The 24,109-nt window shown below is 47.3% G+C and carries 24 protein-coding genes and 1 tRNA gene; 16 read left to right on the plus strand and 9 right to left on the minus strand.

The window, feature by feature from the left end:
• Window positions 1–13: 13 nt before the first annotated feature.
• The 3 genes from AWU56_RS03075 to AWU56_RS03085 form a co-directional block, all read right to left on the minus strand.
• A tRNA-Met gene (locus tag AWU56_RS03075) sits at window positions 14–90 on the minus strand.
• Window positions 91–253: 163 nt separating this feature from the next.
• Complete coding sequence (locus AWU56_RS03080) at window positions 254–916, minus strand: SDR family oxidoreductase (protein WP_006955210.1); 663 nt, start codon at window positions 914–916, stop codon at window positions 254–256.
• A gap of 11 nt (window positions 917–927) precedes the next feature.
• Entirely contained in the window at window positions 928–2,301 is a 1,374-nt protein-coding gene (locus AWU56_RS03085; protein ID WP_006955209.1) for a class II fumarate hydratase, read from the minus strand.
• A 152-nt stretch (window positions 2,302–2,453) separates the two neighbouring features.
• Here AWU56_RS03085 and AWU56_RS03090 point away from each other — a divergent pair, with 152 nt between their 5' ends.
• From AWU56_RS03090 to AWU56_RS03105, 4 genes are read left to right on the plus strand one after another with little or no spacing between them, the layout of a single operon-like run.
• Window positions 2,454–3,125, plus strand: a complete 672-nt coding sequence (locus AWU56_RS03090; RefSeq protein WP_286681734.1) for a methylamine utilization protein — start codon at window positions 2,454–2,456, stop codon at window positions 3,123–3,125.
• On the plus strand, window positions 3,125–5,404 hold the full coding sequence (locus AWU56_RS03095) for a bifunctional diguanylate cyclase/phosphodiesterase (protein WP_286681735.1): 2,280 nt from the start codon (window positions 3,125–3,127) through the stop codon (window positions 5,402–5,404). Before AWU56_RS03090 ends, AWU56_RS03095 begins: the two co-directional genes overlap by 1 nt.
• A complete protein-coding gene (locus AWU56_RS03100; protein ID WP_286681736.1) occupies window positions 5,397–6,254 on the plus strand; it encodes a DUF3034 family protein in 858 nt (285 codons plus the stop codon). Before AWU56_RS03095 ends, AWU56_RS03100 begins: the two co-directional genes overlap by 8 nt.
• A gap of 9 nt (window positions 6,255–6,263) precedes the next feature.
• Window positions 6,264–6,686, plus strand: a complete 423-nt coding sequence (locus AWU56_RS03105) for a group I truncated hemoglobin (protein WP_006955205.1) — start codon at window positions 6,264–6,266, stop codon at window positions 6,684–6,686.
• A gap of 64 nt (window positions 6,687–6,750) precedes the next feature.
• Here AWU56_RS03105 and ychF read toward each other — a convergent pair whose 3' ends face one another.
• The 6 genes from ychF to lolB form a co-directional block, all read right to left on the minus strand.
• Window positions 6,751–7,842, minus strand: a complete 1,092-nt coding sequence (gene ychF / locus AWU56_RS03110; RefSeq protein WP_071463587.1) for a redox-regulated ATPase YchF — start codon at window positions 7,840–7,842, stop codon at window positions 6,751–6,753.
• 11 nt (window positions 7,843–7,853) lie between these two features.
• Complete coding sequence (pth, locus tag AWU56_RS03115; protein WP_006955203.1) at window positions 7,854–8,444, minus strand: aminoacyl-tRNA hydrolase; 591 nt, start codon at window positions 8,442–8,444, stop codon at window positions 7,854–7,856.
• A gap of 18 nt (window positions 8,445–8,462) precedes the next feature.
• Window positions 8,463–9,125: a 50S ribosomal protein L25/general stress protein Ctc gene (locus AWU56_RS03120; RefSeq protein ID WP_006955202.1), complete on the minus strand. Its 663-nt coding sequence runs from the start codon at window positions 9,123–9,125 to the stop codon at window positions 8,463–8,465.
• A 155-nt stretch (window positions 9,126–9,280) separates the two neighbouring features.
• Window positions 9,281–10,228 carry a ribose-phosphate pyrophosphokinase gene (locus AWU56_RS03125; protein ID WP_040487723.1) on the minus strand — a complete coding sequence of 316 codons (948 nt, stop codon included), beginning with the start codon at window positions 10,226–10,228 and terminating at the stop codon, window positions 9,281–9,283.
• Window positions 10,229–10,240: 12 nt separating this feature from the next.
• Window positions 10,241–11,104 (minus strand): 4-(cytidine 5'-diphospho)-2-C-methyl-D-erythritol kinase, encoded by an 864-nt coding sequence (gene ispE / locus AWU56_RS03130; protein WP_286681737.1) that lies wholly within the window; start codon window positions 11,102–11,104, stop codon window positions 10,241–10,243.
• A 9-nt stretch (window positions 11,105–11,113) separates the two neighbouring features.
• The gene (lolB, locus tag AWU56_RS03135; RefSeq protein ID WP_286681738.1) at window positions 11,114–11,764 is read right to left on the minus strand and encodes a lipoprotein insertase outer membrane protein LolB; all 651 of its coding nucleotides are present in this window, start codon (window positions 11,762–11,764) and stop codon (window positions 11,114–11,116) included.
• A gap of 149 nt (window positions 11,765–11,913) precedes the next feature.
• Between lolB and hemA the strand changes: the two genes are divergently transcribed.
• The 12 genes from hemA (at window position 11,914) to AWU56_RS03195 (ending at window position 24,087) form a co-directional block, all read left to right on the plus strand.
• A complete protein-coding gene (gene hemA, locus AWU56_RS03140; protein ID WP_006955213.1) occupies window positions 11,914–13,185 on the plus strand; it encodes a glutamyl-tRNA reductase in 1,272 nt (423 codons plus the stop codon).
• 2 nt (window positions 13,186–13,187) lie between these two features.
• The gene (prfA, locus tag AWU56_RS03145) at window positions 13,188–14,276 is read left to right on the plus strand and encodes a peptide chain release factor 1 (RefSeq protein WP_006955214.1); all 1,089 of its coding nucleotides are present in this window, start codon (window positions 13,188–13,190) and stop codon (window positions 14,274–14,276) included.
• Entirely contained in the window at window positions 14,276–15,124 is an 849-nt protein-coding gene (gene prmC, locus AWU56_RS03150) for a peptide chain release factor N(5)-glutamine methyltransferase (RefSeq protein WP_006955215.1), read from the plus strand. The genes prfA and prmC overlap by 1 nt, the downstream gene beginning before the upstream one ends.
• A gap of 13 nt (window positions 15,125–15,137) precedes the next feature.
• Window positions 15,138–16,607 (plus strand): response regulator, encoded by a 1,470-nt coding sequence (locus AWU56_RS03155; RefSeq protein ID WP_286681739.1) that lies wholly within the window; start codon window positions 15,138–15,140, stop codon window positions 16,605–16,607.
• Window positions 16,608–16,659: 52 nt separating this feature from the next.
• Window positions 16,660–17,034 carry a SirB2 family protein gene (locus tag AWU56_RS03160; RefSeq protein WP_006955217.1) on the plus strand — a complete coding sequence of 125 codons (375 nt, stop codon included), beginning with the start codon at window positions 16,660–16,662 and terminating at the stop codon, window positions 17,032–17,034.
• A gap of 44 nt (window positions 17,035–17,078) precedes the next feature.
• Complete coding sequence (locus tag AWU56_RS03165) at window positions 17,079–17,882, plus strand: SirB1 family protein (protein WP_006955218.1); 804 nt, start codon at window positions 17,079–17,081, stop codon at window positions 17,880–17,882.
• A gap of 44 nt (window positions 17,883–17,926) precedes the next feature.
• On the plus strand, window positions 17,927–19,198 hold the full coding sequence (locus AWU56_RS03170; RefSeq protein WP_286681740.1) for a DUF819 family protein: 1,272 nt from the start codon (window positions 17,927–17,929) through the stop codon (window positions 19,196–19,198).
• An 11-nt stretch (window positions 19,199–19,209) separates the two neighbouring features.
• Window positions 19,210–20,049, plus strand: coding sequence for a 3-deoxy-8-phosphooctulonate synthase (kdsA, locus tag AWU56_RS03175; RefSeq protein WP_286681741.1), 840 nt, complete (start codon window positions 19,210–19,212; stop codon window positions 20,047–20,049).
• A gap of 9 nt (window positions 20,050–20,058) precedes the next feature.
• Window positions 20,059–21,549 carry a TrkH family potassium uptake protein gene (locus tag AWU56_RS03180; protein ID WP_286681742.1) on the plus strand — a complete coding sequence of 497 codons (1,491 nt, stop codon included), beginning with the start codon at window positions 20,059–20,061 and terminating at the stop codon, window positions 21,547–21,549.
• A 30-nt stretch (window positions 21,550–21,579) separates the two neighbouring features.
• Window positions 21,580–22,353, plus strand: a complete 774-nt coding sequence (locus AWU56_RS03185; protein WP_006955222.1) for a ZIP family metal transporter — start codon at window positions 21,580–21,582, stop codon at window positions 22,351–22,353.
• Window positions 22,354–22,379: 26 nt separating this feature from the next.
• Window positions 22,380–23,324 carry an MBL fold metallo-hydrolase gene (locus AWU56_RS03190; RefSeq protein WP_286681743.1) on the plus strand — a complete coding sequence of 315 codons (945 nt, stop codon included), beginning with the start codon at window positions 22,380–22,382 and terminating at the stop codon, window positions 23,322–23,324.
• An 85-nt stretch (window positions 23,325–23,409) separates the two neighbouring features.
• A complete protein-coding gene (locus tag AWU56_RS03195) occupies window positions 23,410–24,087 on the plus strand; it encodes a TetR/AcrR family transcriptional regulator (protein WP_286681744.1) in 678 nt (225 codons plus the stop codon).
• Window positions 24,088–24,109 lie beyond the last annotated feature (22 nt).

Below are 24,109 nucleotides of genomic sequence, written 5' to 3' on the forward strand. Positions count from 1 at the left end.
ACATTTTTAAGATTGGTGGCTACGGCGGGATTCGAACCTGCGACCCCAGCATTATGAGTGCTGTGCTCTAACCAGCTGAGCTACGTAGCCTAATCTTTGTGTTGCGCCTCTCTGTGAGTGCGGCGCGTATTATGCAAATCGCTTGGCTTACCGTCAACCTCTTTTTAAGAAAAAATCACTTAATTGAGTTCGATTGGTTAAAAAAACACTGATTCGAGTGAAAACTAGACGAAAAAGCCACAAAAACATCTCTTTACCAGGGTAGTTCATCCCCATTACTGTGAAAGAACCGGCCTGAGGTTTCTATCGTAAGCTCATCAATACGTTGCATGAGTCGTTCAGCCGCTGTTGCTGGAGAAATATCACCGCGCCCACCGACCATATCCGTTTGCACGTAACCGGGGTGCAGTAAGACGACCGCTATTTCTTTATCCTTTAAATCCAATGCCAGAGATTTACCGGCGGCATTGAGTGCGGCTTTTGACATCCGATAACCATAGCGGCTACCTGAACCATTGTCGGCTATGGAACCCATTCGACTGGTAATTAAAGCGACCTTGCTTTCGCTTTCGAGGTTATCCAATAGGGTTTCCGTAACCCGTAGCGGTGCTATCGCATTTACTTCATATTGAGCACGTAACATACGTGCGTCTAAGTCACCGAGCTCATCATGGTTAAGTAAACCCGCGTTATTGATAAGTATATCGATACGAGTGTTGCCTAAGCCTTCTTTCATACGTAAAAGGTCAGCGGTTTTCGTAACATCAATACCTTCTATGATATCTACATCAAGCTCGGTGAGTTGTTTTGAGTTGTTACGGCACACGGCAGTGACTGAATAGCCCGCCTCTGAGTACCGTTTGGCTAACTCAAAACCGATGCCACGGTTGGCACCGGTAATGACGACATTCGACATATTAACGTCCTTTAATCAGATTGTGTGAGATCTTTGGGGTCGAGCAGGCGCTCGAGTTGATTACGGTCCATATCGGTCATCTCTTCAGCGACATCGATAATAGGACGCTTCTCTTTGTAAGCGCGCTTAGCGATATCAGCGGCTTTGCTATATCCAATAACTGGATTCAATGCAGTTACTAAAATAGGGTTTTTAGCTAAGGCCTTCTCTAAATTATCGTGATTCACCTCAAAATCCATAATGGCTTTATCCGCTAAGACTTGGCAGCTTTGCGTGAGCAACTCAAGTGACTGCATCAAATTATAGCCGATCACAGGTAGCATGACGTTAAGCTGAAAGTTACCTTGTTGGGCGGCCGTTGTGATGGTGGTATGGTTTCCATTAACCTGTGCTGCAACCATCGCAACCGCTTCGGGGATCACCGGATTCACTTTCCCGGGCATAATGCTACTACCCGGTTGCAATGGGGTCAGTTGTATTTCACCTAAGCCGGCGAGTGGGCCGCTGTTCATCCAACGTAAGTCATTGCTTATTTTTAATAGCGTGGTTGCAAGCGTATTTAATTGCCCATGCAATTGCACATTGAGCTCTTGTCCTGCTATGCCAGTAAACGGGTTACGTGATGCTTTAAAAGCAATGCCCGTTTGCTTGCTGAGCGATTGCGCAAACAAGTCGGCGAACTGTTCGGGCGCGTTAATACCGGTACCAATCGCTGTTCCGCCTTGCGGCAGTACTTGCGAGTGCTCACACAGTTGCGGTAACTGCTGAGCCGTCAACTCGAGCTGTCCGGCCCATGCGTTCAATTCCTGAGCCATAGTTAATGGCATCGCATCCATTAAGTGGGTACGACCGGTCTTTACCACATCACGTAATTCAACTGCTTTTTTTCTGATGGTGTCAATCAGGTGCTTGAGTGCTGGCTGTAATCGCTGTTCGACGGCCACGACACTAGCGATTTGAATCGCCGTTGGAATCGTATCATTACTTGATTGGCTGCGATTGACATCATCATTTGGATGAACATCAATCCCTTGCTGCTGGGCAATATGGGCAATGACTTCATTGACGTTCATATTCGAACTCGTTCCTGAACCTGTTTGAAAAACATCAATCGGGAACTGGTCGACGTGCTGGCCATCAATAATTTGTTGAGCGGCTGCTTGAATGGCGACTACTTTGTCTTTATCGAGGTCTGCACATTGTTGATTCGCAGCCGCGGCTGACCATTTTATGCGCGCGATGGCTTTGATGAGTTCGGATGGCAGTGTAAGTCCACTGATGGGAAAGTTATTAATAGCGCGTTGTGTCTGGGCGCCATAAAGTGCACTCTTCAAGACTTCAACTTGCCCCATACTATCTGATTCAGTCCTTGTCTCGCGGCTCATAACCTGTTCCTCCTAAGCCAAAGAATTGGGTTAATTTGAAATACGGTCTTATACTCCTAAAGATCAGTTCTAAACGAGCGTCGCTTGTATTAAGCTAGCAACATGAGCGCTTGCGCTTCATTATCTCTAACAGCTATATGATAAGGCGAACCATGATTAAACAGCTAGCTTTGAGCCTGATCATGATTGTGTTCTCTGCGACCTCATGGGCGGATACGCAAACTATTCGGGTTCTCGATAAAAACGGTAATCCCGTTAATAACGCAGTTATTCTGATTAATAAGTCGGTGCTAGCAAGCCCCCACGGCGCGCAAGACAACGTTATTATTGACCAAGTTGATAAGCAGTTTGTACCCAAAGTCTCTTCGATTCAGGAGGGCAGTACGGTGGTCTTTCCAAATAGTGATAATATACGTCATCATGTGTACTCTTTCTCAAAAGCGAAGCCTTTTGAGTTAAAACTTTATTCAGACCAAGAGCGTCCCAAGGTGACTTTTGACAAGCCGGGGGTGGTGACGCTCGGCTGTAACATTCATGACGATATGATCGGCTACGTTGTGATTAACAACGCGTTGCAGGGATTCGTGTCCGATGCGGCGGGAAAGGTCAGTATTGAGTTCAATGACGCGGTCAGTAAACAATCGCAAGCGATAACACTCCGCGTTTGGCATCCATGGATGGGGGATGACCTCAATGCGGGCGAACTCATCGAACTAAAAATGCCAATCAAGAATAGCGATATAAAGCTGGATGTGGCACCTCCAGCGCCAAAGAAAGAAGAAAAGTCGCGATTAGAAAAACGCTTTAATCGCTTAGGAGCTTGATGTTTAAACAGTTTAAAGTCCGACTCGCGGTCATTTTTGGTATCCTCATTGCTATTGCATTGAGTGGTGCGGTATTGGCCGTACTGCTCACAACTTCTAATCAAGTTGAACGTACCTTGCAGCGTGAATTAACCGTCAGTGAACGATTATTCCGCGAGTTGATGGATAGTCGAGCTGAGCAACTGCGGCGCGCCGCTGAAGTCCTTACCGACGACTTTGGCTTCAAACGTGCGGTTGCGACTGAAGACCGCGATACCATTGTTTCCGCGCTCGTTAATCATGGTGACCGTATTGGCACCGATCTCATCGCGTTGCAGAATCCAGATGGCCAAGAGATTGCTTCGACCCATAATTTAGATTTAAAGCAGTTGATTAGTGGTGAGCAGGGTGGCAAGGCGTTACTTGTATCTGAAGGGCAGCTTTATCAGGTGGTCACTGTGCCCGTTACAGCCCCCAACTTAATTGCTTGGGCGACGCTGGGTTTCGAGGTCAACAACACGTTAACCGAGCAACTGAAAGAGTTAGCCAACGCAGATATCACATTATGGCTTGAACAACCCAGCCTGTTACTGGCCTCGAGTTTACCCGCTTCATTGCGCGAGGGGTTTGCACAGGCATTATCCTCTGAGCAACAGGGTTACGATGGTTGGCTTCAACAAAGTGGGCTGGCGCTGCAAGAGACCACATTAACGACGGTCGGAGGCGATGTGGTGCATGTTTCTCTGACAACGTCACGCGCTGAAGCCATGCGGCAGTTTGATGAGTTGCTCGTTCAGATTTTACTGATTGGAGCCATAGCGCTTGTTATCACCTTAATTGTCGCGCTCTTCGTTGCAAAAACCATTTCTACGCCGGTTGCGCTATTATCTCAGGCTGCAAGTAAACTAAAGTCAGGTGATTATTCACCCACTAACTTGCAATCACGTAAAGATGAGTTCGGTCAATTGGCCGATACCTTTGAGTCGATGCGTTCTGCTATCGCATTACGTGAGCGTAAAGTGAGGTTCCAAGCCACTCATGATCAGTTAACAGAACTTCCTAATCGACGGGAGTTGCAACGACTATTGAATGAAAAGCTCGGTGACTCAGCCTCGTCGGGGTGGTTGCTGCTTATCAACATACGCAATTTTCGTCGTTTAAACGATAGCGTGGGTCAGCGAATGGGTGATGACGTCTTGAAACAATTAGCAGGGCGCTTGCTTTCTGGATGTCAATCGAATGATATCTTGGCTCGCTTCGGCGGTGATGAATTTGCGCTGGTCACGGAGGCCGAGACTGAATCAAGAATAGCTCGTCGGTTAGAAGATTTGAGCGTTCGTCTTAACGTACCCTTTGTGGTTGGGGGGAGTCAGTTTGAACTTAAATTTAATTGTGGTGCTGTGCAGTTTCCGCAGCAAGCGAGTGAGTTAGATAGTCTTATCCGCCGTGCTCAGGTTTCGGTAAAGCATGCTAAAGAGCACAATCAGTTTAATGCATTTTATCAAGAAGGATTTGATGAGGCGCATTTACGTCGACTCGCGATTGTTGAGCAACTCCCAAAAGCGATTGCGCGAGGTGGCTTCACGCTTGTTGCGCAACCGAAAGTCCGAGCTACGGATGGCCGTACAGTGGCCGCAGAAATGCTGATCCGCTGGCATGATGAGCAACTGGGTTGGGTTGGGCCTGATGAATTTATTCCACTGGCTGAGCAGTCGGGCATGATCACCGAAATAACCCACTGGGTCGTGGAGCAGGCCGAACAATGGGTGAATCAATTACGAACGTTCAAGGATGATATTAAGTTAAGTATTAATATCTCAGCGGTTGATTTGATCAACGATAAGCTCGCCAATGATTTAGTGGCGCTCAGTCAACGCAATATGCAACGCTATTTGATATTGGAAGTCACGGAAAGTGCGTTGATGAATGAGCCTGAAAAGTCGATTGCTTGCTTAAAAATGCTAAGTGAGCTCGGCTACGAGATTTCTATCGATGACTATGGTACGGGGTATTCGTCGCTATCGCAGATACGTCGCTTACCGATCAATGAGTTAAAAATTGACAGAGCCTTTATTCAGTATTTAATGACCCAACCCGACGATCAGTCCATTGTGCGTTCGACCATTCAACTTGCGCATGAGTTGAACTTACGTGTTGTCGCCGAAGGGGTTGAGGACGAAGCCAGCTGGCATTGGCTGTTAGCGAATCATTGTGATGTGCTGCAGGGCTATTATTTTAGTAAGCCGATTTCATTTGAAGAATTACATTTACGACTATTGAAGGAAAAAGAGCATGCCTAAACGCATTTTTTATGGCTTATCCGTACTCTTGCTGAGTGCTGTTCAGCCTGCGCTGGCGCAACAATTTGAAGCACCGGGATCGCGTCTATTGGCGACCGGCGGCGCAAGCACTATCGAGGGGAGTGGCGGCGGTGGAATCGTGCCATGGGCAACCCTCAGCAGTTACGCCGATGAAGGTGAGTGGGGCGCGACTGTACAGATGACGGAAGTACAAGTTGATGATTTTAGTTTAAGTGTGCAAGGCGCTAGCTTTAACTGGAATAACCGAGTTGAAGTTTCCTATGCACGCCAGCAGTTCGACTTAGAAACCATCGGTGGCGAACTCGAACAATCTATTTGGGGGGTTAAAGCGCGACTCAGCGGTGATTTGGTCTATGGGGTGATGCCGCAGGTCAGTGCCGGCATCCAACACAAAAGCAATCAGACCTTCGCCTTACCTCAGGCGGTGGGTGCAACTGACGACTCTTCAATGGATTACTATGTGAGTGCCGCCAAAGCTTGGCTTGCGGGACCGTTTTCGCGTACGTGGGTGGCTAATGTTACGTTACGTAATACAGAAGCGAATCAACTCGGGTTACTTGGCTTTGGTGGTGATAAGGAGGATAGTCGCGAGTGGGTGGGAGAAGCTTCTGTTGCCGTTTTTCTCGATCGCTACTGGGCGGTAGGTGTTGAGTACCGTCAAAAACCGGATTTACTGAGCTTTGCCAAAGAGGACGATTGGAAAGATATTTTCGTTGCTTATTTTCCCTCGAAGCATGTGTCCGTGGTTGGTGCATACGCAGATTTGGGGTCTATCGCTGGATTAGAGTCACAAACCGGTTGGTACCTTTCGGTTCAGGCAAGCTTTTAAGGAGTTCACATGAAAATTTGGGTGAGTGCAGCACTAGTGTTGCTAGGTAGTATGATGTCTGGGGCGGTACAGGCACAATCGTCAGAGCTATATCAACAGTTAGGCGAACGAAGCGGCATCGAAACGATCGTCGAAGAAATGCTACTTGGAGTAGCTGATGATGAGCGTATTGCGCATTATTTTGCTGACGTTGATATTCTACGTCTGCATAAGCTGATCAGCGAACAAGTGTGTAATGTCAGCGGCGGTCCGTGCGAATATACGGGCGACAGTATGGCCGTTTCACATAACAACTTAGGGATTAATAACGCTGATTTTAATGCGCTAGTGGAGCATTTAATTGCCGCAATGGAACAGGAGAATGTCCCCGTTGCTGCGCAAAATGAGTTGCTCGCATTACTGGCACCGATGCACCAAGATATTGTGGAATAGTTAGACATCAAGTTAAGCATAAAAAAACCGGCAATGATTGCCGGTTTTTTTGTCGTAGAAAGGTTTATACGTTGAAGCGGAAGTGAATGACATCACCATCTTTAACGATATATTCTTTACCTTCAAGACGCCATTTACCGGCATCTTTTGCACCTTGCTCACCGTTATACTCAACGTAATCATCGTAGCCGACTACTTCGGCGCGGATAAAGCCCTTTTCAAAGTCAGTATGAATGCGTCCTGCAGCTTGCGGCGCACTGGCACCAATTTTTACCGTCCACGCGCGGACTTCTTTAACGCCCGCTGTGAAATAGGTTTGCAAATTAAGCAACTGGTAACCACCGCGGATCACACGATTGAGTCCGGGTTCTGCTTGGCCAAGCTCTTCTAAGAAGGCCGCTTTATCGTCGTCGTCAAGTTCAGCAATTTCTGATTCGATAGCCGCACATACTGGCACAACGACAGCGTTTTCTTTTGCTGCGATTTGACGCACAGTTTCTAGGTGAGGGTTATTCTCGAAGCCATCCTCGTTAACGTTAGCGATGTACATCGTTGGCTTAAGCGTTAATAAGTTATATGAACGAATAACCGCTTTTTCGTCGTCTGTTAAGTTAACAGAACGCGCCATTTCGCCTTCATCTAACGCCGGCTTGAGCTTCTCTAATACAGCAATTTCTGCTTTCGCTTGCGCATCGCCGCCTTTTGCTTTTTTGCCCAAGCGGTGAAGCGACTTATCGACTGAATCCAAATCTGCTAGTGCTAATTCAGTATTGATGGTATCGATATCATCCGCAGGGTTAATACCACCGCTGACGTGTACAATGTTATCGTCTTCAAAGCAACGAACCACATGACCAATCGCATCGGTTTCGCGGATGTTGGCCAAGAATTGGTTGCCAAGACCTTCGCCTTTTGATGCCCCCTTAACTAAGCCCGCGATATCCACAAATTCCATCGTAGTGGGAATCACTTTTTGTGGGTTCACAATACTTTCGAGCACATCGAGGCGTGGGTCGGGAACCGCAACAACACCGGTATTAGGTTCGATGGTACAGAAAGGAAAGTTAGCCGCTTCGATACCGGCTTTGGTCAAAGCATTAAATAACGTGGATTTTCCGACGTTTGGTAAACCAACAATACCACAGCGAAATCCCATGAGATAAACCTCTATTTACTGGCACGAAAGCTGTGCAACTGCTGTAACGCAGGGCCCCAACCTTCATCGATTAAAATATCAATAGCACGACTGGCTTCATCGATACACTCGTCGAGGAGCGCGCGTTCGGGCGCGGATGGCTTACCCAATACGAACCCGGTCACTTGTGAACGGTGTCCGGGGTGACCAATACCGACTCTCAAACGCATAAAGTCCTGAGTGCCCAACTGGGCGATAGTATCTTTAATACCGTTATGACCGCCTGCGCCACCCCCTCGTTTGAATTTTGCTACACCGGGATCAAGATCAAGTTCATCGTAAGCGACGAGGATCTGTTCGGGAGCAATTTTATAAAAGCGCGCCATCGCTGCAATTGAATAGCCGCTTTTATTCATAAAGGTCTGTGGTAATACAATGCGGAGATCACGAGTGGCGGTTTGATGTCGACCAATCAATGCTTTCGTTTTTGTATCGGCAGTGAGGGTTACGCCGTGACGACGGCAATAGGCCTCAACTAACCAAAAACCCGCATTATGGCGGGTTTTTTCGTATTCGGGGCCTGGATTTCCCAGGCCCACAAGCAATTTAACGTCTGTTCCCATTAGGGTTACCTAACGCTATTACTCGTCAGCGTCTTTTTCGTTCGCTGCAGGGACTTCGTCAGCTGCTGGTGCTTCGTCTTCAGACTCTTCTTTCTCTACGCGAGGCGCAGTGATTGAAACAACAGCTTGGTCGTGATCTTCACCTTTGGTTAACTCAACCAACTCAACGCCTTCTGGTAAGTTAAGGTCCGTTAGGTGAATAGTGTCGCCTACTGACAAGTTAGCGATGTCAACTTCCAAGTACTCTGGTAAGTCTTTTGGTAAGACCATGATTTCTACGTCGTTCACGTGGTGAACAACAACACCGCCCTCATCTTTAACGCCTTTAGCTGTTTCTTCGTTTAAGAAGTGCAGTGGCACGTGAGTGTGCAACTTGTGACCTTTTTCAACACGTTGGAAGTCTAAGTGAGTTAACTTAGGCTTGTACGGGTGACGTTGCATGTCTTTCAAGATTGCTTGGTGTTTTTTACCATCAATCTCAAGCGTCAAGATGTGCGAATAAAAGGCTTCGTAGTCAGCCATGTTATTCACTTTGTTGTGGTCTAATTCAAGTGCGATTGGCTCATCTTTACCACCGTAAAGAATAGCAGGTACTTTGTCCGCATGACGCAGGCGGCGGCTCGCACCTTTCCCTTTGTCCGTACGAACGGTAGCTTTGATATTAAAATCTAATTTAGCCATGTGATTGGGCTCTCATCTGTTTATAAGTAAAAAATGTCAAAACTCGCGACCAAGTCTTGACCCAAAACTTGGAAACCGACTCAAAAGCCGGTTTCCAAGGGCGCGGAATAGTACCACTGTTACCAAGTTAAAACAAGCGTTATAGCCAAGCCAACCTAGTAATCAAACATGGCTGAAATCGACTCTTCATTGCTAACGCGTCGCAATGCTTCTGAGAGCATGCCAGATAACGTGAGTTGATGTACTTTGCCGGTTGCTTTCATTTCTTCGCTCAGTGGGATACTGTCAGTGACTACGAGCTCATCAATGGCTGACTCTTTGATATTGCTGACAGCATTACCAGAGAATACAGGGTGAGTAGCATACGCAAACACACGTTTCGCACCGTGTTGTTTAAGCGCCTCAGCAGCCTTACATAAGGTGCCACCGGTATCGATCATATCGTCGACGATGATGCAGTCACGATCTTTAATGTCACCAATAATATGCATGACCTGCGAAACGTTCGCTGATGGGCGGCGTTTGTCGATAATCGCAAGATCGGTATCGTCCATTAATTTGGCGAATGCACGGGCACGCACAACGCCACCAATGTCGGGTGATACGACGACCGGGTTATCGAACTTCTGGTTACGCATATGTTCGAGCAGTACGGGCGTGCCAAACACATTATCGACAGGTACGTCGAAAAAGCCTTGGATTTGCTCAGCGTGCAAATCAACCGTTAGCACGCGATCAACACCGACGCTCGATAAGAAGTCGGCGACAACTTTTGCCGTGATCGGTACTCGCGCTGAGCGCACTCGGCGATCTTGGCGCGCATAGCCGAAATAGGGCATAACAGCAGTAATACGACCGGCAGAAGCGCGACGCAGCGCATCAACCATGACGATAAGCTCCATCAGGTTGTCATTGGTGGGCGCACAAGTTGACTGCAATAAAAAAACGTCCGCACCGCGGACGTTTTCATTGATGGCGACACTGATCTCACCGTCACTAAAACGACCTACAGAGGCGTCTCCGAGTTTAATATATAGGCGGTCAGCGATTTTCTGCGCGAGTTCTGGCGTGGCGTTACCAGCGAAGAGTTTCATGTCAGGCACAACAAACCTCGACTAAATTTGGGTTAATGTCCGGATAAGCGATGAACGGTTCTGGCCCCGCACAACATAACTTTCGGGTAGTGAAAGTTGCGCTTGTGCAGCAATAGCTTGTTGCTGATTCGCAAAGCGAGTAAATAAGCAAGCACCTGTGCCAGTAAGCCGAGTCGGTCCATAGTTTAGCAACTGCGCGTGTAGCTTGGCAACTGCGGGATACTGCTTAAGCACCACGGATTCAAATACATTGTTGGTGTTTTGCCAGTCCCATTGCGAGGGAGATAAAGGCTTGCAGTCGCGTTTTAAGCCCGCATCAGCGAACAACGCTGCGGTTGAAATATTGACTTGAGGTTTGACCACTAAATAATAGCTTTGGTCGGGTTCAACGTCGGTGAATTGATCACCAATACCTGTGGCGAAAGCGCTGTGCCCATGAATGAAAATTGGCACGTCAGCGCCAAGTTCGGCACCGATGGTAAGCAATTGCTGTTTAGTAAAAGGTTGACCCCAGAGATAATTTAAGCCGACCAGCGTTGTGGCGGCATCGGATGAACCGCCGCCTAATCCTGCCCCTTGGGGAAGTCGTTTTTCAAGCGTGATGCGTACGCCGAAGTACGACACCTGGTGCTGCTGACACTGATTAATGAGTCGCTGCGCCGCACGAAATACCAGGTTATCTTGGACGTTAATGGCGCTCTGTGTATCGATCAACTCAACTTCGTGTCCTGCCACCGATTCAAAAGAAAGTGTATCTTCGATATCAATAAACTGAAATAGCGTTTCTAGGTTGTGGTATCCATCATTACGTTTGCCAGTGATATGTAAAAATAAGTTTAGCTTTGCGGGCGCAGGTAGGACCAGTGAAGTCTGTGAATAGTTCATGAAACGACTCTACAATACCAAAGTGTTTAAAGAAGGTTGAGTTTGCCAGCTTTGCGCCTGAATTTTGAGTTTCAATTGGTCGGTTTCGGCATGTATTTGCTCAGGTAAAAGCTGCTGAGGTTGGTAAAACCATGTGAGTTGCCAATGATCACCTGCACTTGTTTTGTAATGTGCATTAATGAGCCGACCTTGTTTATCAAAGTGAAATTGCGTAAACCTCGGGTCGAGACGACCCAACAGCCAATGGGGCAACTCATCTACCGGCAGCCGCATCCCAGTGTATTGATAAAGCAGGTCTCGCGCTGAGCGGCTTTGTACCTGTTCGCCATCGACTTTTATCGTTGCAACCTGAGCGCTTATATTCAAATGGGCTAGTTCCCCACGTAAGGGATGTGTAATCACAATATCTTGCTGTTGAGGCGACGAACGCCAACTGAGATAAGCACTGTCTTTACTGTTTGATTTGATTTCTGTCAAGGCAAAGCGACCCGATAGCTGCCATCTATTTATTCGTTGCAAGCGTGTTTGGTGCGCTTGAACTTGCTGATTGGTAATATTAGTACCAACACTTTGTTGCGGTGGTTCGGGTATGCTGCAGGCTGTTAAAACGAGGCTGCATAATAGCGTCAGCAATGTCCAACGAGAGATTTTTAACACCACAGGGGAATTCGCCTTTATCAATTAAAGAGGATAGAACATATCGTTTTGCGTAGTTGACCAGAATTGTCTGTGACTTTCAATAATCCCTCCGATCACGTACAATCCGCTCAGCGTTTTCAACCCTCTGTTAGAGTAAACCGCGACTCCCGATGACCATTTCAATTTTAGGCATAAACCATAGAACAGCACCTGTCGAGTTACGAGAGCGCGTAGCTTTTGGTCCGGTGCAATTAGAACAGGCGTTGACTGAGCTTAAGCAGTTACCTGGAATTGAAGAAGCCATCATTGTATCGACCTGCAATCGTACTGAACTTTATTGTCATGGTCATGCCGAACATCAGCCGATGCTGCATTGGTTGTCACAATTTCATGGCATCACGCCGAGTGAACTTGAGCAACATCACTATTATCATATTCAAGAAGATGCGGTTGCACATTTGATGAGTGTCGCTAGCGGTTTAGATTCATTGGTGCTTGGAGAGCCGCAGATACTAGGACAAGTGAAACAAGCATACCAGCAGGCGAAGCATTTTAATGTGGTGGGTGGTATTCTCGAGCGACTTTTTCAAAATACGTTCCGTGTTGCTAAAGCGGTTAGAAATGAAACCGAAGTTGGTCAAAATGCGGTGTCTGTCGCCTTTGCTGCTGTTAGTTTAGCTAAGCATATTTTCGGTGATTTAAAACATTCGAATGTACTTCTGGTGGGCGCTGGTGATACGTCTGAACTGGTTGCTCAACATCTTGTGCAGCAAGGTGTTAGCTCTTTAAACGTTGCCAACCGCACTTTGCAGCGTGCCACCGAACTGGCTCAACGTGTAGGCGCCGAGGCACACAGTCTGAGTCAGTTAGGTGAGTTATTACCGAATGCAGATATCGTAGTTAGCTCGACCGCCAGTACTTTACCGATTATTGGTAAAGGGCGTGTTGAAAAAGCATTAAAGCAGCGTCGCCATAAACCCATTTTACTCATCGACTTGGCGGTACCTCGCGATATTGAGGAGCAAGTGAATGAATTGGATGACGCGTACCTCTATACGGTTGATGATTTACAAAATATAATCAGCGAAAATATTAAGAACCGCGAGCAAGCCGCGCAGCAAGCTCGCAAAATTATTGCTCGGGAAGCCAACCAATTTTTAGATTGGTTACGCTCCCTAGATAGCGTTACGTTAATTAGGGACTATCGGCAACACACACAGAAAGTTGCGCAGCTCCAGCTAGAAAAGGCGTTGGCGATGTTGCAACAAGGCAAGCCAGCCGAGCAAGTCATGCAAGTTCTCAGTCACAAACTAACGCAACAACTCGCGCACCGACCCACGCAGCTGTTAAAACAAGCGGGCGAGCAGGGTGACCAAACGACTTTGTCAGTGCTTCAGCGATTGTGGCTTGAGGATGATAATCAGAATAAGGAAACCAATTAAGCATGAATCCATCGATAGAGCGCAAGCTTGAGGGATTAATTGAGCGTTATGAGGAAGTGCAAGCACTACTGGGCGAACCTGATATTATTTCAGAACAGGATAAGTTTCGTTCATTATCAAAGGAATACGCTCAGTTAGAAGAAGTAGTCAGTGCGTTTAATTCTTATCGACAGGCGCAATCTGATCTAACCGCTGCACACGAAATGGCTGATGACGATGATCCCGAAATGCGTGAAATGGCAAATGAAGAGATTGCCGATGCTAAACAGCGGGTGGAAAGCCTAGAAAACTCATTGCAAGTACTACTGCTGCCTAAAGATCCAAACGATGATCGCGCATGTTACCTAGAAATCCGTGCGGGCGCAGGGGGTGATGAAGCGGCGATTTTTGCCGGCGATTTGTTCCGCATGTACAGCCGTTATGCTGAACAACACGGATGGCGCGTAAGTACTGTCAGTGCTAACGAAGGCGAACATGGCGGTTATAAGGAAGTGATTGCGCAGTTAAGTGGCGATGGTGTCTATGGTCGTATGAAATTTGAATCCGGTGGGCATCGTGTTCAACGCGTACCTGAAACGGAATCTCAAGGGCGGATTCATACGTCGGCATGTACGGTGGCGGTGTTGCCCGAAATTCCAGAGGCAGAAGCCATTGAAATAAATCCAGCTGACTTGCGCGTTGACACCTTTCGAGCGTCGGGCGCAGGTGGACAACACGTTAACCGAACGGACTCTGCGATTCGTATTACTCACTTGCCGTCGGGGGTGGTCGTTGAGTGTCAGGAAGAGCGCTCACAGCACAAAAACCGTGCCAAGGCGATGTCGGTACTGCAATCACGATTACAGCGCATGGAAGATGAGAAGCGCGCGCAAGAAGAAGCCAGTACCCGACGCAGCTTGGTGGGAAGCGGTGATCGTTCAGAACGTATCCGTACCTACAATTACCCACAAAGCCGCGTCACAGATCATCGTATAAACCTCACTCTATATCGCTTAGATGAGGTACTTGAGGGCGGGCTTGACCTATTGTTGGACCCGATTATCACTGAACATCAAGCTGACCAGCTCGCTGCATTGTCGCAAGATAATTAATGAACTTAAGTATCGAAGACGCGCTCAAGTGGGCGCGTCAACAGCTTGCAACGGATTCAGACTCAGCCGATGCTCAGGTTGACAGCCGCGTATTGTTATCTTACCTCCTCGATAAGCCATTGAGCTATTTCATGACGTGGCCGGAACGTCGTTTAACGGATGCACAATTTCAACAATTGCAAAACTGGGTTGCGCGACGTTGCCGAGGTGAACCCGTTGCTTATATTGTTGGTGAGCGAGAATTTTGGTCACTCTCTCTTGCGGTAGACAAAAGCACACTGATCCCCCGACCGGATACCGAATGCCTTGTAGAAACAGCACTGTCACTATCCTTACCGGCAGATGCACGGGTTTTAGATTTAGGTACTGGAACGGGCGCGATCGCACTGGCGCTGAAAAGCGAGCGTCCAGATTGGCAGGTGACCGCAGTCGATTGGTCAGCATCGGCAGTGTCGCTTGCTCAACGTAATGCGCGACGTCTTGGGCTTGCTGTTGAAGTTTTGCACAGTCATTGGTTCGACAGTTTGGCAGATCGAAGCGTTTACGATCTAATCGTTAGTAATCCTCCCTACATTGCTGAGGATGATGCGCACTTAGCTCAAGGTGATGTGCGTTTTGAGCCCCGTTCGGCACTTGTCGCGGAACGCGCTGGGATCGCTGATCTTCATCACATCGCAGAACAAGGTCACGCGTACCTGAAACCGAACGGTTGGTTGCTAATGGAACATGGTTGGCAGCAAGCGCAAGCGGTTATAACTTTATTACGTGAATTCGGTTATAAAAACGTTAACATATGGCGAGATTATGGTAATGTCGAACGAATCACTGGCGGACAGAAAGTGAAATAAGAGAGAGACCATTATGAGCAATCAGTTCATGTTTGCTGATGAGCCGCAACACTCGCAACCTGCACTCCTAAAAGACAAATGGAAGGTGCTTATTGTTGATGATGAACCCGAGGTTCATGCGGTGACAAAATTGGCATTAAGCGATTTTGAGTTCCTCGGTCGAGGTCTTGATTTTTTCAGTGCTTTTTCGGGTGAAGAAGCGCGTCAATTGGTGGATCAACATCCTGATGCTGCCATTCTATTACTCGACGTGGTGATGGAATCTGACGATGCGGGCTTGAAAGTCGCTCGTTATATTCGTGAAGAAGCGGATAACCACTACACTCGGATTATTCTTCGCACAGGTCAGCCAGGGCAAGCGCCCGAGCGTACAGTGATTGTCAATTATGATATCAACGACTACAAATCTAAAACTGAGCTTACTGCGCAGAAACTGTTTACTGCGGTGATGTCGTCGTTACGTTCGTACCGCGATATCATGTCGGTCGATCAAAGCCGTCAGGGCCTCGAGAAAATCATTGAAGCATCGGCCAACTTATATACATTGCAACCTATGCAACAGTTTGTTGACGGTATTGTCCAGCAGCTCAGTTGGGTGATCGGCGGAGCCAGGCAAACGTTGTATGCAACGGCGACCGACGATGGCCGTGCTTACCGTGTTGTTGCCGCCAATGGCGAGGATAGCGACGTTGCGATGGGGCAAACTTTGCGTGCTGTATTACCGGGCAAGGCGCTCTCCGAGCTCGATAACGTCATCCGTGATAATAGCCATTATTATGGAGATGATTTTGTACTGATGTATTGTCGGAGCCATTGTCGTCCTCAAGGCTCTGTGTTGTTTATCGGTGGTATGTCGCGTGCGCTCACCGATGATGATCATCATGTCTTAAAGCTATTTGCTGAAAACGTGCAGAAAGCGCAAGACAATGTAGTGTGTATCGAAGATACAGACGTTCTTATGGCGGGCATTGCTGACCAACTAGTGCGCCTGCAAGCAGTGCACTTTGATAGTAGCACCGTTGGCGGGTCTGAGGCTATTGCTTATCGCATCGGCACTACGTTATTCGATGAGACCACTGCCATCAATATAAGTTGTGCGTTGACGCTATATACACGCGCTAAACCTTTGTTGTCGTGTATTGAGCCTAACGCAGCCGCTCACGAAACCAGTTGCCAACAACGAATTGCGACGTCACTGCGAGGACTGAAAAATGGTCAAGAACAAGCAACACAATTTGCTTTTACGGCGTTAATGGATCGATTGGAGCGTTGGGATGGATTAGGTTTACCGGATGGCAAAAAGGGAAACTCGATTGCTCAACCGACTCAAGTCATCTTGGTATCGGAACAAATCGCCGATTGGCGCGCGCAGGGATTGGCAGAAAGTGATATGATTACGCGTTTGCAAGACGAACGCGGGCGTTATTACTCTCCCGACTTTTTAGATAACGTCATTAAACACCTAAGCGGTGTCCTGGCGTAGTCATGATTAGCGCGTCTACTATGCATTTTTTTGACGGCAAGGAGAATTAATTTTGTATATCGCATTTAAACATTTGCACGTGCTATTTGTCGTGATTTCCGTGGCTTTATTTATGCTGCGTTTTTTCTGGGTGTTGAAGTCCCCTCAACAGTTACAGAAGAAGTGGGTGAAAATTGTGCCGCATGTGAACGATACTTTTCTTCTGTTAAGTGCCATCGCGATGATTATTATCGTTGGTGGGGCGCCTATTGGCGCAGCATGGCTGTCTAATAAAATTATTGGCCTTGTCGGCTACATTATTTTTGGTCTAATTGCTTTTAAGGCGTCGAGTGCTGCTTGGCGTTGGGTTGGATTTTTAGGTGCTGTGGCTTGGTTATTGTTTCTTTTCCATGTCGCTTATTCAAAAATGCCCGTACTGTTTGCGTAAAATACGCAAAACGCATTCATACACTCAATTTTACTTAGGTGACCATGTCGTATTCTTTTCTTGAGTCCAGTGAACAAGAATGGCTACCAACAATTGATATTATTTGGGAAATCAGTCGTCAACTTGGCTATCGAAAGGTAGCCGATATTGATGAATTTTGGCAACAAGTGGACAACTTTGGAGGTTTCGAGGAAGACGCCTCCGCGGCAGATAAAATGGCTCAGTTGGGACGTCATTTTTATCGCCAATTGGGTTACAGCGATGCGCCTGAATCATGGGTTAAATCCCATCGAATTTTAATCCATGATGTGTGTATGCAACGCACGGGTGTGCCCTTGGTGTTAGCAATGTTATTACACGCAGCGGCGCACCGTCATGGCTTGCATGTTCAACTGATTGACTTTCCCGGTTATCCGCTACTTAAATATGAAGCGCACAACCAAGCGTACTTTTTTGATCCTCATACGGGCGAGTCAGTGCGCTACGAAGATATTGTTCATCGGTTCGATCACCTGATGGACGGAGATGCAGAATTCTGTTGGGAGTGGGCAGAAGCAACACCGCAGTCAGCGCTTATCGAAGCGTATCTGACTGAATTAAAACAATGCTTCATGGCTGAGGCTCGCTTCGAGAAAGCGTTGCGTTGTATTGAGATGTTGCTCGTTTTACGGCCCAACGATCCCTATGAGATTCGAGATCGTGGTTATTTGTACGAAGAATTAGGTTGTCAGCATATTGCAGCAGACGACTATCAATTTTTCGTTGAACAATGTCCTGATGACCCCAGCGCTCAGTTGTTAAAGTTACAATTGGAAAATTATGCTGGACCGTCGCATATTGTTCATTGATAAAAAAAGTTTAATAAGAATGATTAAAATTAAGGAGTATCCAGATGCTGGCAGCTGCACCTAAGGTTGCAGAGACGACCGCTTTGATCACCAATGATGGTGTGATTATTGGCTTGCTATTAGCCATTTTAGGGTTGGTTTTTTATACCCACTCGAGCAAACATCCTGCGTTTGAAAAGTTTTATAAATACGTTCCAGCATTGTTGCTGTGTTATTTCATTCCATCACTGCTGAACACATTTAATATTGTCGATGGCAATGCCAATGCTGTGACAGATATCACCATGGATTATCTCTTACCTGCGTGTATGGTGCTATTGACTCTGAGCTTAGATCTGAAAGCGGTTGTAGGTTTGGGATCAAAAGCGCTTATTCTATTCTTAACAGGTACGTTGGGTATTGTTATAGGGGGGCCTATAGCGTTGCTGTTGGTCTCCTTAGTCTTCCCAGAACTACTGGGTGGTGCAGGACCGGATGCGGTTTGGCGCGGTATGACTACGATTGCAGGTAGTTGGATAGGTGGTGGTGCAAACCAAGCGGCGATGAAAGAAGTTTACGAAGTCGGCGGCGACATCTTCTCTGCAATGGTTACAGTCGATATCATTGTTGCCAACCTTTGGATGGCTGTACTGCTTTATATGGCGGCAAACGCTAAGAAAATTGATGCGCGCACCGGCGCGGATACCTCGGCGATTGACGCAATTCGCGCGAAAGTTGAAAAATACGAAGCTGAACACGTGCGTAATCCCAGTTTACGCGACTTGATGTTGATTTTAGCTGTTGGTTTTGGGGTAGCGGGCTTGGCTCATTTACTGGCCGATTGGATAGCACCCGCCATCGGAGAGCATGCGCCGTACTTAAGTCGTTTTAGCTTAGATAGTTTGTTTTTCTGGGTCATCGTATTAGCAACAGCAGGCGGGATCGCATTATCGTTCACGCGTGCCCGGTCTCTTGAAGCGGCTGGCGCCTCTAAAATTGGTTCAGTTTTCGTTTATATTCTAGTCGCCAGTATTGGTTTACATATGGACGTCACCGCAATCGTTGATGCCCCTAAATATTTCTTGATAGGTGCTATTTGGATGATGATTCATGCAGGCTTGATGCTACTTGTTGCTAAGCTCATAAAAGCCCCTGTCTTTTACATGGCTGTGGGAAGTCAAGCCAATGTTGGCGGTGCTGCGTCCGCGCCTGTGGTTGCATCCGCTTTTCATCCTTCGCTAGCTCCGGTTGGTGTATTATTGGCCGTGATGGGTTATGCATTGGGTACCTATATGGCTTATTTAGCCGGTCAAATCCTGCGTGTTGTCGGTAGTTAAGGAGCGTTAGTATGCAATCCGTTGATATGGGTAATATTACGTTTGATAACCAGCGTCCGTTTGTTTTATTTGGCGGTCTCAATGTACTCGAATCTCGAGATCTCGCGCTCCGGACCGCTGAGCACTTTATGAAGGTGACCGAGGCATTAGGTATCCCTTATGTCTTTAAAGCATCTTTTGATAAAGCAAATCGCTCATCGATTCATTCGTTTCGAGGGCCCGGATTAGAGGAAGGCTTAAAAATATTTGAAGCTGTAAAACAGGCTTTTAATGTACCCATTATCACGGATGTACACGAACCTTATCAGGCCTCGCCAGTAGCTGAAGTCGCTGACATTATTCAGCTACCCGCCTTTTTGGCACGTCAAACCGACTTAGTTATGGCTATGGCAAAAACGGGCGCGGTGGTTAATGTTAAAAAACCGCAGTTTTTAGCGCCGCATGAGATGAAACATATCATCAAGAAGTTCAATGAAGCAGGCAACGAACGTATTTTGTTATGCGAGCGGGGGAGTTGCTTTGGCTATAATAATTTAATTGTTGATATGCTGGGCATGGATGACATGAAGTCAATGGCACCGGTCGTGTTTGATGCGACGCATGCTTTACAGCGGCCTGGAGGTCGGCTCGATTCGGCGGACGGTCGTCGGGCGCAAGCTGCCGAGTTAGCGCGTTCGGGAATGGCGCTGGGATTAGCCGGTCTATTTATTGAGGCACACCCAAACCCAGATGAAGCAAAGTGTGACGGTCCTTGTGCGCTACCATTGGCAAAACTCGAACCCTATTTGCAGCAAATGAAAGCAGTTGACGACTTGGTCAAATCATTTGCCCCCCTCGATACTACGAACTAAACCGTTGCCATGTTAAAGCCGTCACATATGCAGGCGCCAACTAAACTTACTGGCGTTGATGCGGCAAAAATTTTGTCGCGAGCAGTCGGCGGCTTGTTAGCATTGTTATCCATCGCAATGCTATTACCGTTTGCGGTAGCCGTCGCAAACAGCGAAAAAGAACAATGGACCTACCTCACGTTAGCTGTTATCGGTGTGGTAGTCGGTACCGCGTTGTTTCTACAAAAATCGGGTGATGCCAAATTACGAGCTAGACAAGTGTTTTTGCTGACATCACTCTGTTGGTTATCTGCAAGCCTATTCTCGGCACTGCCATTTATTTTCGCGCAACCCTACTTGAGCTTCGCAGATGCTTGGTTCGAATCAATGTCCGCCATCACCACGACAGGGGCTACGGTGATTGTTGGGCTTGATAACCTCCCTCGCGCGGTGCTGCTTTGGCGTGGCATGCTGCAATGGTTAGGCGGCATCGGTATCATTGTTATGGCGATGGCGATATTACCGTTTTTGCAAGTCGGTGGTATGCGACTTTTCCAAGCTGAATCCTCAGATATCTCCGGTAAATTTATGCCTCGTTCGAGCAATATGGTATTTGCGATTGGGCGAGTCTATATTCTTTTAACGCTTCTGGTGATGTTGCTGTATTGGTTTGGCGGGATGCACACCTTTGACGCGATTGTGCACGGCATGACTACAATTGCGACGGCTGGCTTCTCCAATTATGATGCCTCGTTCGGACATTTTGCCGATAGCCCGTTTTTGATGATAACGGGAACACTCTTTATGGTCGCCGGTGCTTTGCCCTTTGTTTTATATATTCGTGCGCTGAAGGGGGATGTTGGTCCGCTGTATCAAGACTCCCAAGTACGTGCTTTTCTGATTTTTCTTGCCATCGCAATTACCTTTATCACACTGGTGCACGGTACGCGTGGTCGAGATGTCTTTGATGCATTAATTCATACAGCCTTTAACGTGGTATCGGTCGTAACGACGACCGGCTACGCAAGCGAAGATTACGGACAGTGGGGAAACTGGGCATTAATGGTGTTTTTCTACTTGATGTTTGTCGGTGGTTGCACGGGCTCTACCGCTGGCGGTATGAAGATCTTTCGTTTTCAGCTCTCACAACTGCTACTCAAAAAGCAGTTTAGTCAGCTAATACACCCGAACTTAGTTAGGGTTCAAAGTTACCAAGATCGCCGTGTCAATGATGCCTTACTGGGTTCTATGGTCGCCTTTTGTTTTATGTATTTTCTCCTCGTTGCATTCATCGCGCTAGGACTATCTTTGTTTGATCTTGATTTCCTAACGGCGATCTCGGGTGCCGCTTCTGCCGTAAGTAACGTAGGTCCCGGTTTGGGTGAAGTAATCGGTCCCTCGGGTAGCTTCGCGAGTTTAGAGAGTGGTGCTAAATTATTACTGGTGTTTGCCATGTTAGCCGGGCGTCTAGAAATAATGACCGTGCTGATATTGTTTCATCGCCACTACTGGCGACACTGATACCTTTTTATCAAAACGTAGGACTAACTTATGGATCCTTGGTTGCTTGCCTTTTTTGTAAGCGGTGCTAGTGGCTTGATGACAGCACTAGGTTCCAGTGTTGTTCTTATTGGCTGGCAACCGAGTCAGCGTCATACCAATATTCTGCTTGGCTTTGCTGCTGGCGTGATGTTGGCTGCAGCTTTTTTCTCTTTGATTGTGCCGGCGCTAGAGATTGCCAGTAATCTCTATGGCGATGGGATCATTCCTCCGTTAATGGCGGTTACGGGTATCCTCGCTGGCGCTTTACTCATTGCGCTTATTGATAAGACCGTACCCCATGAGCATTTTATCAAAGGCACTGAAGGCCCCGTCAATTCACGTCTAAGTCGCTTGTGGCTATTCATTATCGCGATCACGATTCACAACATCCCAGAAGGCTTAGCGGTCGGTATAACGGCTGCTGGCGAGGACTGGGACGCAACTATAGCGATTGCCTCCGGTATTGGTTTACAAAATGTGCCAGAAGGGTTGGCCGTTTCTTTGGCCTTGTTAGCCCTTAACTATTCGCGCTTTAAGGCTTTCTTAATTGGTGCTTTGACAGGGTTAGTTGAGCCAATAGGTGGTTTGTTAGGTGGGATTTTTGTTGGCTTAACGGAGTGGCTGTTGCCTTGGGGGTTATTGCTTTCAGCCGGAGCGATGATTTACGTCATTAGCCATGAAATTATTCCTGAAACTCACCGCGAGGGTGAGCATTCTAAAGCCAGTGGCGGGTTGATGGTTGGATTGGTCATAATGCTGTTTCTAGACGTATGGTTAGGTTGAGTTCATTCTATAGAGGATAAAAAACCATGTTTAAACGTTCAGTTTTAACCTTAACGTTGGCTAGCACTTTGAGTGTCAGTGCGATTGCAAGCGCTCCTCAGCAAAAGACTTCGGCGCCGGGCTATTACCGTATGATGTTAGGTGATGTCGAGGTAACGGCTATATCTGATGGTACGACAGAGTTACCGGTGCATCAGCTGTTACAAATGGATGCGGACAAGGTGCGTGAAAAACTCGCCGAATTTTATCGTCAGTCACCGTTGGAAACCTCGGTCAATGCTTACCTTATTAATGACGGTGAGTCTCTCATTTTGATAGATACCGGTGCGGGCTCAATGTTCGGCGCATCTTTAGGTAATCTCGTCCGTAACATCGAGGCAGCAGGCTACAGTACCGATCAAATCGATGAGGTGTATATTACTCACATGCACTCAGACCATATCGGCGGGCTGATCGATGATGGAGAACGCGTGTTTAAAAATGCGACCGTTCGCGCGGATAAACATGACGCGGACTACTGGCTATCAAAGCAACAAATGCAACAAGTGCCTGAAGCACAACAGGGTGGTTTTAAAGCTGCGATGAAAGCCTTGGGTGCTTACGCAGAAGCCGGTCAGTTTAAACCTTTTGTTGCGGGCGAAACGCTCGCCGGGAATATTAAAAGTGTGGAAGCCTACGGCCATACTCCTGGACATACGATGTATCGGTTGGATGCAGGTGACCAAACCTTAGTCTTTTGGGGCGATATTATGCACGTTGCGGAAGTACAGTTTGATCAACCGCAAGTGACGATTGCGTTTGATAGTAATCAAGATGAGGCGCGAGAGCGACGCATCAAAGCCTATGCTGAGGCAGAGAAAGAGGGTTATTACGTCGCGGGCGCGCATTTACCATTTCCTGGTGTGGGCCAAGTAAAAAGCGATGGCGATGCCTATGACTGGGTACCTGTAAATTACTCGCCGATGTGGTAACTTGCCATAATATTTCAGCGAACACTTGATCGCTGAAACGACATCGATTAAATTAAACGCATGTTTAAAATGTGTGTTTCTAATCATGTCTAATCTTAAAAGTCATGCTAGCGACGCCCCGTCATCAGTGCGGGCGTCGTCTAACAAGCCCTCAACACAGAAGCGGATACTCGATACCGCCGAGCGATTGTTTGCGAAAGAGGGGTTTGAACAAACGTCTTTACGCCAAATTACCCAAGAAGCGGATGTTAATTTAGCATCCGTCAACTATCACTTTGGTTCTAAGAAAGCACTCATTCAGGCTGTGGTAGCACGCTACATGGATGTGTTCATGCCTGCGCTGGATGAGGAGTTACGTGGTCTTGATGATGAATCAGCGCTAACAACATTGCAGGTGTTTGAAGCCTTCAAGCTGCCATTATTTTCGTTGAACGGTATTCATAAACGCGGCACCGAGCGCTTTCTTCGGCTACTCGGTTTTGCTTACTCAGAAACTCAGGGTCATTTACGACGCTATACGCAATCGGCATTTGGCAATGTGTTACAGCACCTTTTGGCGCTGTTACACCGAGCCAACCCAGAGCTTTCTGATGAAGAAATGTTTTGGCGCTTACACTTTGTACTTGGTGCGACTGTGTTTGCGCAGGTATCTGGGCAGGCACTGATTGAAATCGCCCGAGCTGAGTTTAATTATGAAGTGAATATTAAAACCGTCATTGAACATTTGATCGTATTTATAGCAGGTGGACTTGAACGTCCTTAAAGGCAGACAGCTCTGCTAGGTT

The sequence above is a fragment of the Idiomarina sp. T82-3 genome (assembly GCF_001577655.1).
Classification (GTDB): Bacteria; Pseudomonadota; Gammaproteobacteria; order Enterobacterales; family Alteromonadaceae; genus Idiomarina; species Idiomarina baltica.

Coding starts and splice junctions, on each gene's coding strand:
- AWU56_RS03080 (WP_006955210.1), bottom strand. CDS start 916: ATGTCGAATGTCGTCATTACCGGTGCCAACCGTGGCATCGGTTTTGAG.
- AWU56_RS03085 (WP_006955209.1), bottom strand. CDS start 2,301: ATGAGCCGCGAGACAAGGACTGAATCAGATAGTATGGGGCAAGTTGAA.
- AWU56_RS03090 (WP_286681734.1), top strand. CDS start 2,454: ATGATTAAACAGCTAGCTTTGAGCCTGATCATGATTGTGTTCTCTGCG.
- AWU56_RS03095 (WP_286681735.1), top strand. CDS start 3,125: ATGTTTAAACAGTTTAAAGTCCGACTCGCGGTCATTTTTGGTATCCTC.
- AWU56_RS03100 (WP_286681736.1), top strand. CDS start 5,397: ATGCCTAAACGCATTTTTTATGGCTTATCCGTACTCTTGCTGAGTGCT.
- AWU56_RS03105 (WP_006955205.1), top strand. CDS start 6,264: ATGAAAATTTGGGTGAGTGCAGCACTAGTGTTGCTAGGTAGTATGATG.
- ychF (WP_071463587.1), bottom strand. CDS start 7,842: ATGGGATTTCGCTGTGGTATTGTTGGTTTACCAAACGTCGGAAAATCC.
- pth (WP_006955203.1), bottom strand. CDS start 8,444: ATGGGAACAGACGTTAAATTGCTTGTGGGCCTGGGAAATCCAGGCCCC.
- AWU56_RS03120 (WP_006955202.1), bottom strand. CDS start 9,125: ATGGCTAAATTAGATTTTAATATCAAAGCTACCGTTCGTACGGACAAA.
- ispE (WP_286681737.1), bottom strand. CDS start 11,104: ATGAACTATTCACAGACTTCACTGGTCCTACCTGCGCCCGCAAAGCTA.
- hemA (WP_006955213.1), top strand. CDS start 11,914: ATGACCATTTCAATTTTAGGCATAAACCATAGAACAGCACCTGTCGAG.
- prfA (WP_006955214.1), top strand. CDS start 13,188: ATGAATCCATCGATAGAGCGCAAGCTTGAGGGATTAATTGAGCGTTAT.
- prmC (WP_006955215.1), top strand. CDS start 14,276: ATGAACTTAAGTATCGAAGACGCGCTCAAGTGGGCGCGTCAACAGCTT.
- AWU56_RS03155 (WP_286681739.1), top strand. CDS start 15,138: ATGAGCAATCAGTTCATGTTTGCTGATGAGCCGCAACACTCGCAACCT.
- AWU56_RS03165 (WP_006955218.1), top strand. CDS start 17,079: ATGTCGTATTCTTTTCTTGAGTCCAGTGAACAAGAATGGCTACCAACA.
- AWU56_RS03170 (WP_286681740.1), top strand. CDS start 17,927: ATGCTGGCAGCTGCACCTAAGGTTGCAGAGACGACCGCTTTGATCACC.
- kdsA (WP_286681741.1), top strand. CDS start 19,210: ATGCAATCCGTTGATATGGGTAATATTACGTTTGATAACCAGCGTCCG.
- AWU56_RS03180 (WP_286681742.1), top strand. CDS start 20,059: ATGTTAAAGCCGTCACATATGCAGGCGCCAACTAAACTTACTGGCGTT.
- AWU56_RS03185 (WP_006955222.1), top strand. CDS start 21,580: ATGGATCCTTGGTTGCTTGCCTTTTTTGTAAGCGGTGCTAGTGGCTTG.
- AWU56_RS03190 (WP_286681743.1), top strand. CDS start 22,380: ATGTTTAAACGTTCAGTTTTAACCTTAACGTTGGCTAGCACTTTGAGT.
- AWU56_RS03195 (WP_286681744.1), top strand. CDS start 23,410: ATGTCTAATCTTAAAAGTCATGCTAGCGACGCCCCGTCATCAGTGCGG.